The sequence below is a fragment of the Sphingobacterium sp. UBA5670 genome (genome assembly GCF_002420705.1).
Classification (GTDB): domain Bacteria; phylum Bacteroidota; class Bacteroidia; order Sphingobacteriales; family Sphingobacteriaceae; genus Sphingobacterium.
In genome coordinates this window covers 108,115-125,632 of the sequence record NZ_DIIM01000009.1, presented here as the reverse complement: position 1 = coordinate 125,632, position 17,518 = coordinate 108,115, and the positions used below count along the sequence as shown (strand labels likewise).

Here is a 17,518-nt window from a genome sequence, read left to right as displayed (position 1 = left end):
GTTTCCGAATCGCCACAGGGGCACTTCAAAGGAAGGTTAAACTATCCGCGTTGCCCTGCTAGTAGATACAAGACAGCCATACGGACAGCAACACCATTTTCAACCTGATCCAAAATAATGGAATGTTCGCTATCCGCGACATCCGATGTGATCTCAACACCCCTATTGATTGGTCCGGGATGCATAATTGTGATCGGCTTCTCTAAAGAATCCAAAATTTCTTTATTCAATCCATAAAGCATGGAATATTCTCTTAAGGAAGGAAAATAGGCTATATCTTGACGTTCCAATTGAATCCGTAACATATTTGCCACATCACACCAGTTCAGCGCTTTCCTCAAATCGTGCTCAACTTTTACACCTAATGAAGTAATATGTTTGGGAATTAATGTTGTTGGACCACAAACCATCACTTCTGCTCCTTGCTTTTGAAGACATAAGATGTTGGACAATGCAACACGTGAATGCGTGATATCTCCAACGATAGCGATTTTACGACCGGCTACGTCACCATAACGCTCACGGATTGAAAAAGAGTCAAGCAAAGCTTGTGTCGGGTGTTCATGTGCGCCGTCACCGGCATTGACAATTTGTGCATCCACATGTTTACTTAGAAATACCCCAGCACCGGCATAGGGATGCCGCATCACAATCATATCGACCTTCATGGCAAGAATATTATTGACCGTATCGATGAGTGTCTCGCCTTTGCTTACTGATGACGAGGATGCAGCAAAATTAACAATATCTGCAGAAAGTCTTTTTTCAGCAAGCTCAAATGACAAGCGTGTCCGCGTTGAATTTTCAAAAAACACGTTGGCAATCGTAATATCCCGTAATGAAGGAACTTTTTTAATCGGCCTATTTAATACCTCTTTGAAATTACTTGCTGTATCCAGGATCAATTGGATATCTTTCTCATTTAGATCTTTGATCCCCAATAAATGGCGAGTACTTAATTGTTCTGCTACAGATGACATTTTATAGTATATTCAAATATTTACTAATCATTTTTTATTGACAGTGCGCGTCTCCAAAGGTAGACAATACCTCCAGAATCCTACTGCACCCCTATTAATCGCTAGCTGAAGTTTTCTTCTCCGTAATCAAGATAATACTATCCTGATCCTCGGATTCTTTCCAGTTAACAATTACTTTTTGCGAATCAATAGAATCTACCTGTATTCCGATATAATCAGGCTGAATAGGGATCTGTCTAGAGAATCGACGATCGACCAAAACAAGCAGTTCTATGCTTCTTGCCCGGCCGAATGCCTGTACAGCATCCATCGCGGCACGAATAGTACGTCCTGTCCATAAAACATCATCTATAAAAATGACGTCTTTACCTTCTACAATAAAATTGATATTTGTGCTATTTGCTAAGAGCGGGCCGGCATTCCCTTTTGTTCGGAAGTCATCGCGATAAAAGGTAATATCCAAATCACCAACTAAAATCTCTTTTCCGATCATCTGCTCGAGCTCTTTGACAATACGTCGAGCTAAAAAAGTTCCTCGGGGCTGAATACCTATGACGACAGCATTTGAAAAATCACCGTGATTCTCAATCAATTGACGACATAGTCTTTGAATTGTGATTTGAAATTTTGGTCCGTCTAATAAAATCGACTGTTTCATTATGGGAATGTTTGAGCAAAGCTACACTTTTTTTAACAAAAATAAAGCCATGAAGGGCAATTAATTTCAATATTCGCATGCTCCCTGCACTTACGGTCATCTGATTTTAATAATGTACATTTCCCCTATTTATCTGCAGACATCCTATTTAAAATTGACATTTTACAGCCCCTGATCACTGGTCTACCTGTGTGTTTTTATTATTCCGGGCAAAAAAGTATACCGGCACCCCAATGAGCACGAGAATAAAGCCAGGCCAGGTGTATTGTGGTTTATAAATAATCAATAATACACAAAATACTGTACCGATCAGCAAGTACAATATAGGTGTTACCGGAAATAGGAAAGTCTTATAACTACGTTCCAAATCCGGTCTACGGATACGCTGCATAATAACACCAAGCACAGTAATCATATAGAATATGACGATAACGAAGGATATCATATCAAGTAAATTGCCGTATTGCCCGCTTAGACAAAGCAAGGAAGCCCAAATTCCCTGGAGCCATAATGATCTTGCAGGTACATCATATTTGTTATTGGGAATAGCTTGCTTCAGAAATAGGCCATCTTTTGCCATCGTTTGAAAAACACGCGCTCCGGAAAGCGCAAGTCCGTTGACACAGCCAAAGGTAGAGATCATAACCAGAATTGCCATAGCGATCGTCCCGCTATGTCCTAGCATTTTTTCAGCGGCTGCAATAGCAACGCGATCATTGGCGGCGAAAGCAATCTCCTCTCGATTTAAAGCTGCCAGGTAAATGTAATTGCAACTGATATAAAGCAACATCACCAGGCTCGTGCCGATAACCAATGCCCGAACAACATTACGCTGCGGATTGACAATCTCGCCGGAAACAAACGTTACATTTTCCCAGGCCACGCTGCTAAATACCGAACCGACCATCGCTGCAGCCAATGCCCCCATCAATGTTCCCCCAGAGATCTGCGACCAACCTTCACCTTTTAAATTTTGAAAAGAATCCCAGCCGTACGCCATATTTTCCGAAAAGTGATTTTCTTTAATCAACAACAAACCACCTACAATCAATAAAATCAGGGCAATGATTTTTGCAGAAGTAAAGAAAGACTGAACGGCTTTACCGCTTTTTATCCCTCTTGTATTGATAAAGGTAAGCAGTATAATAACGCCCATAGCGAGGATCTGTATCCAGGTAATCTTAAACTCTCCACGCTGGAACAGCGGGGCAGCGTCATTCAACTGCGGTATGAGGTAAGCGGTAAACTTACCAAAAGCAACAGCTACTGCGGCGATAGTCCCCGTCTGAATAACGGTGAACAAGCTCCAACCATATAGAAAACCGATTGGCTTGCCAAATATTTCTGTCAGATAGGTATATTGTCCGCCAGCCTTCGGATACATGGACGACAATTCACCATAACATATTGCTGCCGCAACAGTAGCCAATGCTGTCAACAGCCAGACTATCGCCAACCAATATCCGGACCCCAGTTGCCGCATCATATCACTCGAGACAATAAAAATACCGCTTCCGATCATTGATCCCATGACCAGCATAACTGCATCCCACAATTTTAATTGGCGCTTCATATGCATATAATTATTTATTAAGTATCGATTTTCATCCCCGCCCTAGGGCATCCATGCTGCCTTCAGAGGTTGTAAAAGCCCTATAGAATCCGCAGATAGTTTTCATAAGCACGTATGCTTTTATACGGGGGTATTTCATCCTAATTCAGGCTGGTTTATACGCCCTTAAGCTAAGAAAAAATAATCAAAAAAAGCTGCCCTTTCCTACATCGCTTTCAAAAAACAAATTTCTTTTTTGAAGGCCTGCAGCAAAGGGCAGCGTCTTATAGTAAAATAATGTCTTTAACTGTTATTCAACACCATACTGTTGTTTATATGATTTCTCTAAATCGGTCACTTGCTGTAGCAATTGTTTTTCCGAGGTAGAAGCTAAGATACTCTTATAAGCACCCAAAGCACGTAGAGCAGTACCTATATTTGAATACTCCAGCTCAGGCTTTGTCTGAGCAATATCCTGATACCAACGCATATTCTGTGTCATAAACTTCAAATTGCGGTTTACGATCTCATTCGCACGTTTGGTTTCGCCAGTTTCATACAATACATTAACAATTGGAATATATCCTAAAATATCACGCATCAAATAAACACGTTTTGGCATTTTCTCATAAGTTTCAACAGCGACTTTTCGGGCCTCATCCTTATGCCCTTCCATCATCAATTGTGTTGCCGTACCACCCATCACTGTATTTGTGATCATGGTAATCATGCGATAAGATTCTGGATCCAGGTAGGAAGCATGCGCCATATTGCCCCATTGATATTTTGTTGTAATATCTTTATAAGCAGACTGTGTATCGACCAATGTACCTTCGGCTCCAGCAGGCGTAGCAATTGGCATTAAACGCAATGCAAAACCTTCTTGCACTAAATATTTATCCAGGCCAAGGTAATTGTCATTTGGAACGGTTGCCGCAAAATAGATCGGACGTTTCCAATCGTTATTCAACAATACGTTTAAGATAGATAATTCAGCTCTAGAGATATAATTTCTATTGTAGGTCCAGCTCATTGTATCGACAATAGATTCTTGCCAAGCTTTAGGAACGACATTATTTTTCAGAACAGATTCTTTATTCACCGGAAGGCTAAAGTTCTTCGTTGGCAGGAAGTTTTCGAACTTACCACCTCTCAACTCCAATTTGTTCTTTTGATCGTCGGACAATAAAATCTGCATAATCAGATCCAGATCCACATGCCCCGGTACTTTCATATCCTGATAGTAAAGGACTTCACGAACACCTTTTTTGAATTTTTCGTCGTCGATATTGATCGGTAAGCCGTCCGCCTGATTCACTTTCTGTTTCATCTGACGCATGTACCAGTCCGAACTCAACAAGCTTAAGTTCACCACACGTACATCCGGACGATAATTCTCAACTTCCTGTACATACCACAAAGGATAGGTATCGTTATCACCGTAGGTGAATAAGATGGCATTTGGCGCACAAGAAGCTAAGTAATTTTTGGCTAGATCACGTGCAGTTGTTTTCTCCGAGCGATCGTGATCGTCCCAGTTTTGAAATCCCAGCAATACTGGAGCCCCCAATAAACAAGCTACAGTAGCAGCACCTGCAGCCACTTTACCATCCACCTTTTTACTGAGGTAATCTGCAATCGCAAATACCCCTAAACCGATCCAGATGGCGAAGGCATAAAATGAACCTGCATATGCATAGTCACGCTCACGGGGTTGAAGCGGACTTTGATTCAAATACAATACAATTGCTAAGCCTGTAAAGAAAAACAACAAGCCCACAATTCCCGCATCGCGTTGTCTCTTTCCAAAATGCCAAAATGCACCGATTAAACCAATAATCAAAGGCAAGAAATAATATTTGTTATTCGAAGGATCAGTCTTCAATGAATCCGGAATTGCATTTTGTCCACCATTATGCATTTGGTCAATCGGTTTGATTCCCGCTTGCCAATTTCCTTCCGTAAACGACCCTTGACCTTGTTGGTCATTCTGACGGCCTGCAAAATTCCATAGGAAATAACGGCCATACATATGTCCGATCTGATAACTGAAAAAGAACTTCAAATTATCACCAAACGTCGGAGACTGCCCGTCAGGTATTTTTAAATAATCACGGTAATAATCAATATGGCCCTGATCCCTAGAACTGTAAACACGCGGAAAAAACATGGTTTTATCATATTTATAGTCCATGCCGTTCTCCACTTTTGTATACTTATCCTTATCTTTTCTATACGTATAAGTCGGCTCCGCATCAACTACCTGCGCATCAAATGTAGGCCCGTTTAAAAGAGGCTCACTTGCATATTGCTCACGTCCGAGATAACTTACAAAGGAGAACGCATTATCGGGATCACTGTTATTTAACGTAGGATTTGCTTTGGCACGTACCATGATCATGGCAAAAGAGCTATAACCAAAAATGATAAATGCTGCACTGATCAGGATCAGATTCAGCATCGGTTTGACCTTCTTGATCGAGTACCAGATACCGTAGACAAAAAGGGCTATGGCCAAAACCATAAATAGGTTGAAGCCTGTACCGAAGCCCATGCCCAAACTATTCACAAAGAACAGATCAAAGTATGCCGCCGCTTTAACAGTATATTGAATGATACCCCATAAGATCAGCGCCAAGACAACGACACCAATTAAGAAAGCTTTGATTGCCCCTGATGATGTAACCGTTTTTGAACGTTTAAAATAGATAACCAAAGCGATTGCCGGGATTACCAGAAGGTTCAGTAAGTGAACTCCAATGGAAAGCCCCATCACATAGGCGATAAAAATTAACCAGCGGTCTGCCCCCGCTTCATCGGCGTGGTTTTCCCATTTTAGAATTCCCCAAAATACAACCGCTGTACACAACGAAGACATTGCGTAAACTTCAGACTCCACGGCAGAAAACCAAAATGTATCTGTAAATGCATAGGCCAAGGCACCTACAGCACCGGAACCAAATATTTTAATTAAATCGGTTGATGTATATGATCCATCAACACCCTTTACAACGATTTTCTTTGCTAATGCCGTAATTGTCCAAAACAAAAACAAAATGGTCAGGCCACTACATACCGCCGAGCCTACATTCATCCAGAATGCAATTCGTGTAACATCCCCGCCGGCAAGGTTGGAGAATATATTTTGAATCATTAAGAATAACGGTGCTCCTGGCTGGTGCACAATTTGAAGCTTAAAGGCTGAAGCGATAAACTCACCACAGTCCCACCAGCTCGTCGATCGTTCGGCAGTCATGACATACGCTATAGTTGCAATTAGCGCACATATCCATCCTAAAAGATTGTTGATTTTAGTATAGTTCATAAAATGATAACTGTAAAAAGTATTATTAATACGGCTCGAAAATAAGGATAAGTTAATAAGAAATGAACTTTATTCTGATTTTTTAACACATCTTAATTAAAAAAACATTTCTGACCTAGCGATAGTAGGCATATTACAGGTGAATGATACGCATCCTCGTCTATTGGGAATAAAAATTCGGAAAGAAAAACAGCAACCAGATCCATCATTTTAGATAAAAACAAAAATTATTTCTTTGAAAATCAGCCCCAATGCACTTGACAACACATTTTTATTTGCAGAAATAAGAATAGTCCGTATATTTGCATCATCAAATGTGAACGACATCACTACGATAGAAAACACTTTTGAATTGTTTGTCCGATAGTATAAGGGTAGTACGACAGTTTTTGGTTCTGTTTGTCTTGGTTCGAATCCAGGTCGGACAACAAACAATAGAAAAGGCTTGCATTTGCAAGCCTTTTCTGCGTTATATGCAAGGCTTATTATTTATAAAAGGGTTCAGATTTTTTTTAATTTGCATTTTGATTTTTAAAACAAATCTCTATCTTTGCGTCGTCAAAAAGAAAAAGACGGAAACGTCAACTTTTTAGAGACATTGTCCGATAGTATAAGGGTAGTACGACAGTTTTTGGTTCTGTTTGTCTTGGTTCGAATCCAGGTCGGACAACTTTTAAAGTTAAGAGTATATGGATTGTGAAAACAATCCATTTTTTTTAATGTTTAACTTTAAAAACAGTAAGGGAATAAAATATTGAATAAACGACAATACAATAACCCAACATAAATATACAAAACCATGCCTTTGCAATTCAACACGGTTAAACTATTTGCAGGTTCTGGCACTACAGAACTAGCCGAAAAAATCGCACAATCTTACGGGAAACCACTAGGAGACAAAACATTATCGCGTTTTAGCGACGGTGAGATTCAACCATTCTACAATGAATCAGTTCGCGGAAGCGATGTATTCATCATCCAATCTACCAACCAACCAACCGACAATCTTTTTGAATTATTGTTAATGACAGATGCAGCGAAGAGAGCTTCAGCGCATTACATTACAGCAGTAGTCCCTTACTTTGGTTTCGCAAGACAAGATCGAAAAGACAAACCAAGAGTTGCTATTGGCGCAAAAATGATTGCCAACCTATTGACTGCCGCTGGTATCCACCGCATCATGACCATGGACCTGCATGCAGCACAAATCCAAGGTTTTTTCGATATCCCTGTTGACCATTTGGATGGCTCCATCATTTTTGTTCCTTACATCAAATCCTTAAAACTTCCGAATCTAACGATTGCTTCTCCCGATATGGGCGGTTCATACAGAGCACGTACTTTTGCTAAATTTTTCAACGCGGAAGTGATTATCTGTGACAAACGTCGTAAACGTGCGAACGAAATCGAATCCATGTCTATTATTGGCGATGTTACGGATCAGGATGTTGTATTGATCGATGATATCTGTGATACAGCTGGTACACTTTCGAAAGCAGCAGCGTTGATCATGGAAAACGGTGCAAGATCTGTAAGAGCGGTTTGTACACACGCTGTGTTGTCAGGTAAAGCCTACGAAACGATTGAAAACTCCGTTTTATCTGAAATGATTGTGACAGACACCATTCAATTGGATCCAGAAAAAGCAAAACAGTCGACCAAAATCAAAGTATTATCAACGGCTGATTTATTTGCAAAAGCTATCAAAAGCGTAAATCAACACTCTTCTATCTCCGATTTATTTGAAGTAGAATAAACGTTGTGTTTTAGCTATTAAATATTGGACTCTGGTCTGGGACGCATTTTGCGGAACGACCAGAGTCTTTTTTGTATGGCTCCAGCCTATCCTTTTTTAAAAGCGACAAACCTTTAAAAGCACTATTCCGCTTGCCCCCCTATCTTTTAACAACAAGCGAGCAGCTTTTTTAGCCCGTATACAAGTTAACACTTGATTCATATCAATTCCTAGATTAACAAGGTATTTATAAGGGGGTAACAGGATTAAATCGCTGTTAACCCCCTGTTATTTCCCTGCTAGAAGAATCTTATTTCGGTTTTAATCTAGGAAATGGTATCAATTTGGTCATACATTAGGTTAAACAAGCAAAGTTGAATGGGTTTAATCATGTACATGGAAAAGTCGAAGATCTTGAATAAGTGCCTGTTTCCGAGCTAATATCAATCGTATTTTTTGATAATATCAAAAATTAGATTATCTTTGCACCTCAAATTTATAAAAAATTAAAAGATGAAATCAATTGCTATTAGCGGTTCTGTAAGACAGAACGTAGGGAAAAGAGATGCAAAAGAATTGCGTTACCAAGGTTTAGTACCAGCAGTACTTTACGGTGGTACAGAGCAAACAGCTCTTTCTGTATCCGCAGCTGATTTGAAACCAGTTCTTTACACTGCAGACGTAATCATTGTTGAATTAAACATTGAGGGGCAAACTAAAAGAGCTATCGTTCAAGACGCACAATTCCACCCATTAACTGACTTAGTTACTCACGTTGACTTTTTAGAATTATTTGATGACAAAGAAGTATCATTAAATATTCCTATCAGATTAACAGGAACTTCTCCAGGTGTTAAAATGGGGGGTAAATTAGTTCAAAAATTACGTAATTTACGCGTAAAAGCATTACCTGCAAACTTACCACAAGAAATTGCTGTACCAATGGAATCTTTAGAAGTTGGTAAATCAGTTCGCGTAGGTCAAATTCAATTGGAAAACGCAAAAGTATTGAACAATGCTGATGATACAATTGTATCAGTAATCATGTCTCGTGCATTGCGTCAAGCTGAACAAGAAGCAGCTAAAGCAACTAAAGGTGGTAAAAAATAATCTGAACAAGATTCTTAAAATACTACAGAAAGCACCGAAATTCGGTGCTTTTTTTTTGCTTTCATTTCTGTTGGTGTCTGCGAAATCATGAAGGTTTTGTTTATTAAAATTTCTATTTTTGCGTCATGAATTATCTTATCGTTGGATTAGGCAATATCGGCAGTGAATACGCCGACACACGACATAATATAGGTTTTATGGTTGCCGATGAGCTTGTTAAACAGGCCGGTGCCAGTTTCTCCTTACTAAAATTAGCTTATTATAGCGAATTTAAGCAAAGGGGGCACAATGTCACCGTGATTAAGCCCACGACTTACATGAACTTGAGTGGTAAGGCTGTCAACTATTACATGCAACAATGTAAAGTTCCAATTCAGAATGTATTGGTGATTGTGGATGATCTGGCTATTCCATTTGGCTCGTTACGCATGAAACCCAAAGGAAGCAGTGCCGGTCATAACGGACTTAAATCCATTGAACAACTCTGCGGCGGACAGGTGTATCCCCGTTTACGTTTTGGAATCGGAGATAACTACCCAAAAGGCAGGCAGGTAGACTATGTCCTTGGCCCTTTTGACAAAGAAGAACAAGCTGAACTACCGGCTTTAATTGAGCATTCTGTTAAAATGATTCAAAGTTTTGTCAATATCGGCATCGAGCTAACCATGACGAACTTGAATACAAAATAAGTCACTTGTCGTTGTAATGCCCCAGTGCTTGGATCACAACGACAGCAATCTCTTCTTCAAAAATTTCATAAATAAGGCGATCTTTCTTATTGATCGCCCTACTCCAAATTTCACCGTCAAAATATTTTAATTGTTCGGGAGAGCCTGAACCCATTCTCGGACTCTCCTCCATTTCCAGGAGAAATAGGTCAATTCTTGTCCTATCAGATTTACGTCCAGATTTTTTTATCATTTGCAAATCTCTAATCGCTTTTTTCGAATATTGGATTAAATACTTTCCCATATATTCTTGCTATCCAATTGGACTAATTCACCTCTTTCTTTCTCAGCTCTAGCTTCTTTCACGCGGTCATTTAATTTCGACGATCTATCTTCAGACTCAATTTTTATTTTTGTCCCACCGAGTGCCTTTAATACCGCTTTAATTTTTTCTACTTCGGAAGAATCTATTTGAAATGATAATGTTGTCATAACCCTTTCGTTTTTACAAAGTTAATAAAACAACTCCATAAACAGAAAAAGCCGAATAAATCGGCATTTCCTTGTATAACTCTTGTGCATTTATTGTATCGACCTTGTCTACTTCTTAACCGCTTCACCTTTTTCTTTCTCCAACTCGGTCTTAATTACTTTTTTCACTTTTCCAGACAGACGATCCTCTACATCAGAAGACACTGCTTCAGGATGTTCTTTTGCATATGCCTTGGTGGTAATAATGATAACACCATCTTTCCCCCTATCACCATATAACGACGTTGCAGGCTGATTTTTCAAAACAGATACACTTTGAATCGTATTCGGATCAATCTTATTGATAGCACTACTCTCCTTCATGTCTCCGTCAACAACAAACAAAGGGTTCTTAGCTCCGGGAACTGCACCAAGCCTTACTCTTACTGGTTCGCGAATTGTAGTAACCTGCTTCGAATTTCCGTTAACTGCAACTCCTTGTACCTTTCCCTTGAGCTCCGGTGCATTCACATCTTCTTTTTTATACCCCATCACGACAACTTCCGAAGGCTCCCCTTTCGCCACCGTCTTGACAGCGTTACCGACATCTTCTTTTTTATCATAGGTAAAGGTAAGTGTCTGATTGGTGATCGCAGGTGAATCTTTTTTCTTCAACGTAACAAGAATAACTCCATTCTTTCCTTTTTCGCCATATATTGCCTTTCCATTATCTTTAATCACATCGATCGACTGGATTTCCGATCCCGGGATAGCAGCCATAATAGTTGGATTAACCTCCTTCCCTTCTACAATATAGAGAGGCTCCTTTTCGAATTTCATACTTGTCCGAAAATGAATAGTATCTGCTCCACTCTTGGACTTTACAGTATCTTTTTTTAATTCTATGGTATTCAATTCCACCAAAGGCTTATTTACCTTACTGACCATCTTTGCTGGCAAGGAAACATCAACCTGTAAATCTCTGTTCAAGTCGATAACAGCGGTCTCATTTGCCTTCTCAACCACGTTCACTATACCGCCTTCAGCTTTACTAACCGTAAATGCTGCTCCCGTCAATAAAAATACAGGTAAAAGAAAAGCATACTTACTCAGTTCTATTTTCGATGATCGCTTCTTGTTCATCATCATAATGCGACGTTTTAAAAGTTTAAAATTAAATTGATTGCTCAACCCTACTGAAGTGCCCTTTTTGGACACATTCAATAGGCTGTATTGGTACGTCTGCTTGTCAATTCCTTTATCGAGCACCTGTTGATCAGTCAGGAACTCCAAATTTTGGCGAATGGCCCTGCGCATGAGCCAGACGAAAGGATTGTACCAACAACACACCAATATCATTTCAAACAATAAAATATCCAAACTGTGAAGGCCTTTCACATGAATATCCTCATGCTTAAAAATATCTTTCAGTTCAGCATCCAGATGCTGCTCCTTATTAACATAGATTTTATTCAAAAACGAAAATGGAACAATAGGAATGAGCACATTCCTGAATAAGTAGGTCCGCCACTGATCGGACGTCGAATTCAGATGAATCCGCAATAAACTCATTAATTGAAATACAAATTTTAATAACAATAAAACGGCACCGACCATAAACACAACTTCTACCAACCTTCCCAAGGTCAGCTGCTGTTGAACCTCCGGCTCTGTCATATAAAACGAAATCTGTTCGCCTATTACTCCCATATCCAGCCCACGCTGTACAAACAAAGACTTTAAATCCATAAATGGATATACAAAAGCAAACATTCCCCCCGCTAAAAAGTAGACTCTATTTAACGAATAGAAGGTCAAACCTTTCAATAGTCCGATATATCCCAAATAGATAATACCCAACAATAGGTTAACTTGTATAATATAGGTCAGTAGACTTTCCATACGGCTAAGATTTATTGTGCTTAATCATGTCCATAATTTCCTTTAATTCATCGGCTGTTAATTTTTCCTCTTGTACAAAAAACGAAACCATTTCCTTATAGGAATTTTTAAAATAATCACCGACAAAAGAATTCATAAATTTGGCTTTATAGTCCTCCTCACTCACCATCGGTTCATAGCGCTTGGCATTGGCATAACGCACTGCCTTCACAAAATCCTTTCGTTCTAAATTCTTCACCGTCGATGCTAAGGTGGTATAAGGCATCTTTTCGCCTTTTATATTGTCCAAGATTTCCTTTATAAAACCTCCGTTGAGACTCCAAATAGATTGCATTGCCTGCTCTTCTTGTGCTGTTAATTTTTCCATATCTTTATCTTCCTTTTTCTAATCTAACACTAATCTACGAATAATTCGTAAATACAAAAAAATATTTTTTCTTTACCTGTAGAATCTTATCAAAATAGAATCATCCTCAAGCTGGCAAAAAAGAAATAGCTCATTTACTGCGTATTTAAATTCAAATTCGACGAATATAAGTTAGCTGGCAAAAAATTTGTTATACGATTATTTTAATTCTAAATTCATTCATAAATTGTTTCACCAATTAATAAGGCAAACATTTTCGGTGTATAAAATTGACAACATTCGATTGGACAACATGCCTTAGAAAGATGGTTAAAAATAAATACAAGAAAGATAAATGGCTAAAAATATCAAAGCGATCAAATGTCCGCATTGTGGCAGTATAAAAATCACCACGCTACGCCCTGATTATTACAAATGTGATAGCTGTGGAACAGAATTTTTTTTAGATAGCGACGACATCAATATCAATCATAACTACAACTATCCACGCAACAACCAAGATCAATATAAAGCCATTCGAATCGTATTATTTGCGATAGTAGGCTTTGTTGCACTTATGTTCATCATTGGTGGTTTGAGCGCTATTTTCTCTAAAAAGCCAGAGCCCAATTATTCAACTTACAGCTCCTCCAACACAACAGAAAAAAAAGAAGAAGCCGAACCATTGGAGTGGAATTATGCCAGCAATATGCTATTTCTGGACAAAGATAATATCCCTCATATTGTCGTCGTCGGCAACGTCGGCACGTTCAGGAATCGAATGGACGAAGGCAAGGACAATAAAGTTTATATCGGACTTTTCGATCCCAAAACCGGTAAAAAAGAATGGGTAAAGACTTTGATGGAAACTCCTGTTGAACTGTCGAGCAGCGATGTTAAACTTCAGGTATTTGAAGATCAGAATCTTTATATTATCGTCAAATCCAAATATATTTATCAGCTGGACAGAAATACACTCAGTTATAAAAGTGTACTGGAGAACTATGTAAAAGATGCCCCGTCTTTAAGCACGGGGATCGCCAAAGTTGAATTTAAATACGAAGACTATGGTTCTGCCTATCAAATTGTCAACAATGAAGGACAAAATATAGCTTACTATCCTTTAATCAACAAATCTATTCCCGATAAGCAGTTATATGACGAAAGAAGGAAAAAACTGCCCAATCCAACGACAAAAACGGAATTTACCTTTTCAAGTAAATCCAGTTACTATCCAGAGGAAAAAATTCAGTTAATCCAGTACAGTTACCAATACCAATATGGATTTCCCAAAGATAGCCCCCGCTTTTCATGGGATAAGGATTATGGCGGATCAGGTATTTTTACTGACCGTGACCCCTACAAAAAGGTGCTGATCAATCCATGGCAATTTAAAGGAGCCCGTCTGATCAGTTTCAAAGACTTTACACCGGGAAGGCTCTATTTTCAGCCCGTGGTGGTCGCACAAAACGACAAAACGCTCCTCATTGCGTATAAACCGACACCTGCGGAAGACGATCCCTTACAGATACAGCTGCTGGATATAACAACAGGTGCCATACAAAAAACGATCACGACAGACCTGAAGTCTATTTATGGAAATGGGTGCCTGTTAAAGGATGGTTTTATCGTAAAGGACGGGAGCAACTATTATTATTTTGATAATAATGGCAAACAAATCAACAAGTTTGAAGGGTATAACCCCAAATTCGACACAATAAATTAAACACTATGGGACTATTTAATCTTTTTAACAACCAGCTTTCTGAGGTCATTGAGTGGAAAAACCAGGATCCTCGATTATTGTGGTATAAATTTCCATCTGAGAGGAATGAGATCAAAAATTCCAGCAAGCTGATCCTCGCTCCGGGCCAGGGTTGCATCCTTGTCTACGAAGGAAAAGGTGAAAACCTCCTAACTGAGGCCGGTACGTACAACCTAAAAACGGATAACCATCCCTTTTTTACCACTTTAGCGCGTTTGCGGCAAAATTTTGAATCTGAACATAAACTTTATATTTATTTCTTTCGCACAGCCGCTATCGTCAATCAATCCTGGGGTACAGGATCTCCGATTAAATACATCGACCCGCACTATAACTTACCCATAGAAATCGGTTTGAATGGGACATTCTCTTACCTGATCAAAGAACCGGTACATTTCTATAAAAACATTGTGGCCAATCAAAATACAGTCAGTACAGCTGTCATTCAGGACATCCTTAACAATCGGATTCCCCAACAGGTTATTGCACAGATTGCACAAAAGAAATTAGGCTATAATGAGATTGACAGCCAACTGGGGCTTTTATCCAGCGACATCAAGACTGCAGTTGAACAAGACTTTAAAGACCTTGGGCTCGACATTACGGATTTCAAAATTTTAGGGACTCAATTTGATAGCAATACACAGCGAAGAATTGGAGAAATCGCCGATTTAAGCACACAGACACAAGCAGCACAACAGGCAGGCTTAAGCTATGTTGAATTAGAAAAATTACGGGCGTTACGCGATGCAGCTAAAAATGAAGGGGGGATCGCTGGTGTAGGTGCACAACTGGGAGTCGGTATGGAACTCGGAAAGCAATTTGACCTTCAAAAAGAGGAGATCAAAGATCATATTCAGCAAGAGGGCGACTTTGTCGAAAAACTCCAAAAGCTGCAGCTGTTGCTTCGCGAAAATATCATTACCCAAGAAGAATTCGACACATTAAAAAAACAGATTCTCAACAAAATCTAGTGCTTTACGGGAGATTCATCGGACGGTTCAGCTCCATTATACCGAGGTGAATCAATTCATAACAAATAAATTAATTCAGGTATGAAATACATATTCGGCATATTATTCACACTGGTGATACTTTTCGTGGCCACCTATTTCCTTTTGGGGCTCTGGGGCATTCAGCTATTAGATGCAGAAAATTTCAGCAAAATATTGTGGACTACAGGAATTCTGACACTGACTTCCATTATTCTGGTTTGTTTTGTCATCATACCCTTTTTCGGATCAGGTAAACAGGGCAACTATGAAGACAAAGGAAAGGTTGCACAAAGAAAAATCGATTGATATTTTTGCAGAATAAGATAATGTTAAATTTGAATAAATTATTTGCTTATTTAAGTAAATAATTAGTGAATATTATCCAAAATGACGCAATCATGTCATTTTAATTCCAAAAGAACTTTCAATTTTAAATATCAAATAGTTAAATTTGTGAGATTAGCATAACAAATCAGATATAAGATAATATATAAACATGTCAGATAAAGCATCTATAAATTTAGACGGCACTTCGTATGACCTTCCGGTCATTGTCGGTACTGAAAATGAAAAAGCAGTTGATATTTCCAAATTAAGAGATCTAAGCGGATTTATTACGTTAGACCCAGGATACAAAAATACAGGTGCAACGAAAAGTGCGATTACTTTCCTTGACGGTGAAAAAGGCATATTGAGATATAGAGGATATCCAATTGAGCAGTTAGCAGAAAAATCAACTTTCCTAGAAGTTGCTTATTTGTTGATTTATGGGGAGCTTCCGAAAAAAGAAGTATTGGAAAAATTCAGAGCTGACATCAAGAAGCAAATGATGATCCACGAAGACATGAAAAATTTCTTCGCTGGATTCCCTTCCAAATCTCACCCAATGGGTCAGCTTTCTTGCTTAGTAGGCGCATTGTCGGCATTTTATCCAGAATCTTTAAATCCAAACTTAACAGACGAAGAAGAAGATCAAACGATCATCAACCTTTTGGCGAAAATGCCAACAATCGTTTCCTGGATTCAAAAGAAATCATTAGGTCATCCTGTTGTTTATCCCAAAAATAATCTTGGCTATATTGACAACTTCCTAAACATGCTGTTTGGAGAAGTGAATGATGAAAAAACATTTGATCCTGTTGTCATTGACGCCATGCACAAATTGTTGATTTTACATGCTGATCATGAGCAAAACTGTTCGACATCTACTGTTCGTATCGTTGGTTCATCCAATGCAAACCTTTATGCATCTGTTGCATCAGGTATCAATGCATTATGGGGACCATTACATGGTGGTGCAAACCAAGCCGTAATCGAGATGTTGGAGGCCATTAAAAATGATGGTGGTGATGCTGAAAAATATCTTGCTAAAGCAAAAGATAAAAACGACCCTTTCCGTTTAATGGGATTCGGTCACCGTGTTTACAAAAACTTCGACCCTCGTGCTAAAATCATCAAAAAAGCATGTGATGATATCTTGGAAAAATTAGGTGTTCAAGATCCTGTATTGGATATCGCGAAGAAATTAGAAGAAGCGGCATTGAATGACCAATACTTCATCGACAGAAAACTTTATCCAAATGTTGATTTCTATTCAGGTATCATCTACCGTGCGTTAGGTTTCAAAGCAGATATGTTTACCGTATTATTTGCTTTAGGCCGTCTACCGGGATGGATTGCACAATGGAAAGAAATGCGTGAAAACAAAGAGCCTATCGGTCGTCCAAGACAAGTATACGTTGGCCACACTGAACGCGACTACGTTGAATTTTCAAATCGTTAATCCGATTTTGATTTATATCCTAAAAAAGCATCCTTCGGGGTGCTTTTTTATTTTCATACCATTTATATTGTTCCTTCCAATTGATCCAAAATTGTCCATCCGACCAATATAGCCTTGCTATGCGTTACGTTATTGTCACGATAATCTACTTGTTAAGTATATTTTAATTTTTCCTTATCTAAATTCCCTGTTTTTCGTTAAGTTTGCGTATTCATTGGTCGCTTATTA

Annotated in this window: 15 protein-coding genes; 7 read left to right on the top strand and 8 right to left on the bottom strand. The window is 38.9% G+C overall.

The genetic code is table 11. From position 1 onward, the window contains the following. Window positions 1-41: 41 nt before the first annotated feature. The 4 genes from B3C94_RS08850 to B3C94_RS08835 form a co-directional block, all read right to left on the bottom strand. Window positions 42-980 carry an aspartate carbamoyltransferase catalytic subunit gene (locus B3C94_RS08850; RefSeq protein WP_293902177.1) on the bottom strand — a complete coding sequence of 313 codons (939 nt, stop codon included), beginning with the start codon at window positions 978-980 and terminating at the stop codon, window positions 42-44. Window positions 981-1,074: 94 nt separating this feature from the next. Next, the gene (gene pyrR / locus B3C94_RS08845; RefSeq protein WP_293902174.1) at window positions 1,075-1,638 is read right to left on the bottom strand and encodes a bifunctional pyr operon transcriptional regulator/uracil phosphoribosyltransferase PyrR; all 564 of its coding nucleotides are present in this window, start codon (window positions 1,636-1,638) and stop codon (window positions 1,075-1,077) included. A gap of 175 nt (window positions 1,639-1,813) precedes the next feature. Beyond that, complete coding sequence (locus B3C94_RS08840) at window positions 1,814-3,211, bottom strand: APC family permease (protein ID WP_293902171.1); 1,398 nt, start codon at window positions 3,209-3,211, stop codon at window positions 1,814-1,816. 289 nt (window positions 3,212-3,500) lie between these two features. Further along, a complete protein-coding gene (locus B3C94_RS08835) occupies window positions 3,501-6,515 on the bottom strand; it encodes a DUF2723 domain-containing protein (RefSeq protein WP_293902168.1) in 3,015 nt (1,004 codons plus the stop codon). A gap of 799 nt (window positions 6,516-7,314) precedes the next feature. On the opposite strand from B3C94_RS08835, the gene B3C94_RS08830 reads away from it, so the two are divergent. The 3 genes from B3C94_RS08830 (at window position 7,315) to pth (ending at window position 10,049) form a co-directional block, all read left to right on the top strand. After that, the gene (locus tag B3C94_RS08830; RefSeq protein ID WP_293902165.1) at window positions 7,315-8,271 is read left to right on the top strand and encodes a ribose-phosphate pyrophosphokinase; all 957 of its coding nucleotides are present in this window, start codon (window positions 7,315-7,317) and stop codon (window positions 8,269-8,271) included. Between the two features lie 492 nt (window positions 8,272-8,763). Further along, window positions 8,764-9,360 carry a 50S ribosomal protein L25/general stress protein Ctc gene (locus B3C94_RS08825; RefSeq protein ID WP_293902162.1) on the top strand — a complete coding sequence of 199 codons (597 nt, stop codon included), beginning with the start codon at window positions 8,764-8,766 and terminating at the stop codon, window positions 9,358-9,360. 125 nt (window positions 9,361-9,485) lie between these two features. Further along, window positions 9,486-10,049: an aminoacyl-tRNA hydrolase gene (pth, locus tag B3C94_RS08820; RefSeq protein ID WP_293902159.1), complete on the top strand. Its 564-nt coding sequence runs from the start codon at window positions 9,486-9,488 to the stop codon at window positions 10,047-10,049. Window position 10,050: 1 nt separating this feature from the next. Here pth and B3C94_RS08815 read toward each other — a convergent pair whose 3' ends face one another. The 4 genes from B3C94_RS08815 to B3C94_RS08800 form a co-directional block, all read right to left on the bottom strand. Next, the gene (locus tag B3C94_RS08815) at window positions 10,051-10,332 is read right to left on the bottom strand and encodes a type II toxin-antitoxin system YoeB family toxin (RefSeq protein WP_286732932.1); all 282 of its coding nucleotides are present in this window, start codon (window positions 10,330-10,332) and stop codon (window positions 10,051-10,053) included. Then, window positions 10,317-10,520: a hypothetical protein gene (locus B3C94_RS08810; protein WP_293902150.1), complete on the bottom strand. Its 204-nt coding sequence runs from the start codon at window positions 10,518-10,520 to the stop codon at window positions 10,317-10,319. Before B3C94_RS08810 ends, B3C94_RS08815 begins: the two co-directional genes overlap by 16 nt. Before the next feature lie 108 nt (window positions 10,521-10,628). After that, window positions 10,629-12,401 (bottom strand): M56 family metallopeptidase, encoded by a 1,773-nt coding sequence (locus tag B3C94_RS08805; protein ID WP_293902147.1) that lies wholly within the window; start codon window positions 12,399-12,401, stop codon window positions 10,629-10,631. Between the two features lie 4 nt (window positions 12,402-12,405). Next, window positions 12,406-12,768, bottom strand: a complete 363-nt coding sequence (locus B3C94_RS08800) for a BlaI/MecI/CopY family transcriptional regulator (RefSeq protein ID WP_209580554.1) — start codon at window positions 12,766-12,768, stop codon at window positions 12,406-12,408. Window positions 12,769-13,102: 334 nt separating this feature from the next. Between B3C94_RS08800 and B3C94_RS08795 the strand changes: the two genes are divergently transcribed. From B3C94_RS08795 to B3C94_RS08780, 4 genes are all read left to right on the top strand, one after another. Continuing rightward, entirely contained in the window at window positions 13,103-14,473 is a 1,371-nt protein-coding gene (locus B3C94_RS08795) for a hypothetical protein (protein ID WP_293902144.1), read from the top strand. 5 nt (window positions 14,474-14,478) lie between these two features. Next, complete coding sequence (locus B3C94_RS08790) at window positions 14,479-15,486, top strand: SPFH domain-containing protein (RefSeq protein WP_293902141.1); 1,008 nt, start codon at window positions 14,479-14,481, stop codon at window positions 15,484-15,486. Between the two features lie 81 nt (window positions 15,487-15,567). After that, window positions 15,568-15,813, top strand: a complete 246-nt coding sequence (locus B3C94_RS08785; RefSeq protein WP_293902138.1) for a hypothetical protein — start codon at window positions 15,568-15,570, stop codon at window positions 15,811-15,813. A 190-nt stretch (window positions 15,814-16,003) separates the two neighbouring features. After that, on the top strand, window positions 16,004-17,290 hold the full coding sequence (locus tag B3C94_RS08780; RefSeq protein ID WP_075994228.1) for a citrate synthase: 1,287 nt from the start codon (window positions 16,004-16,006) through the stop codon (window positions 17,288-17,290). Window positions 17,291-17,518: the final 228 nt, after the last annotated feature.

Bases quoted from the DNA above. Each gene is read 5' to 3' on its own strand.
- B3C94_RS08815 (WP_286732932.1), bottom strand. From the start codon at position 10,332: ATGGGAAAGTATTTAATCCAATATTCGAAAAAAGCGATTAGAGATTTG.
- B3C94_RS08825 (WP_293902162.1), top strand. From the start codon at position 8,764: ATGAAATCAATTGCTATTAGCGGTTCTGTAAGACAGAACGTAGGGAAA.
- B3C94_RS08810 (WP_293902150.1), bottom strand. From the start codon at position 10,520: ATGACAACATTATCATTTCAAATAGATTCTTCCGAAGTAGAAAAAATT.
- B3C94_RS08805 (WP_293902147.1), bottom strand. From the start codon at position 12,401: ATGGAAAGTCTACTGACCTATATTATACAAGTTAACCTATTGTTGGGT.
- B3C94_RS08800 (WP_209580554.1), bottom strand. From the start codon at position 12,768: ATGGAAAAATTAACAGCACAAGAAGAGCAGGCAATGCAATCTATTTGG.
- B3C94_RS08830 (WP_293902165.1), top strand. From the start codon at position 7,315: ATGCCTTTGCAATTCAACACGGTTAAACTATTTGCAGGTTCTGGCACT.
- B3C94_RS08835 (WP_293902168.1), bottom strand. From the start codon at position 6,515: ATGAACTATACTAAAATCAACAATCTTTTAGGATGGATATGTGCGCTA.
- pyrR (WP_293902174.1), bottom strand. From the start codon at position 1,638: ATGAAACAGTCGATTTTATTAGACGGACCAAAATTTCAAATCACAATT.
- B3C94_RS08785 (WP_293902138.1), top strand. From the start codon at position 15,568: ATGAAATACATATTCGGCATATTATTCACACTGGTGATACTTTTCGTG.
- B3C94_RS08795 (WP_293902144.1), top strand. From the start codon at position 13,103: ATGGCTAAAAATATCAAAGCGATCAAATGTCCGCATTGTGGCAGTATA.
- B3C94_RS08840 (WP_293902171.1), bottom strand. From the start codon at position 3,211: ATGAAGCGCCAATTAAAATTGTGGGATGCAGTTATGCTGGTCATGGGA.
- B3C94_RS08790 (WP_293902141.1), top strand. From the start codon at position 14,479: ATGGGACTATTTAATCTTTTTAACAACCAGCTTTCTGAGGTCATTGAG.
- B3C94_RS08780 (WP_075994228.1), top strand. From the start codon at position 16,004: ATGTCAGATAAAGCATCTATAAATTTAGACGGCACTTCGTATGACCTT.
- pth (WP_293902159.1), top strand. From the start codon at position 9,486: ATGAATTATCTTATCGTTGGATTAGGCAATATCGGCAGTGAATACGCC.
- B3C94_RS08850 (WP_293902177.1), bottom strand. From the start codon at position 980: ATGTCATCTGTAGCAGAACAATTAAGTACTCGCCATTTATTGGGGATC.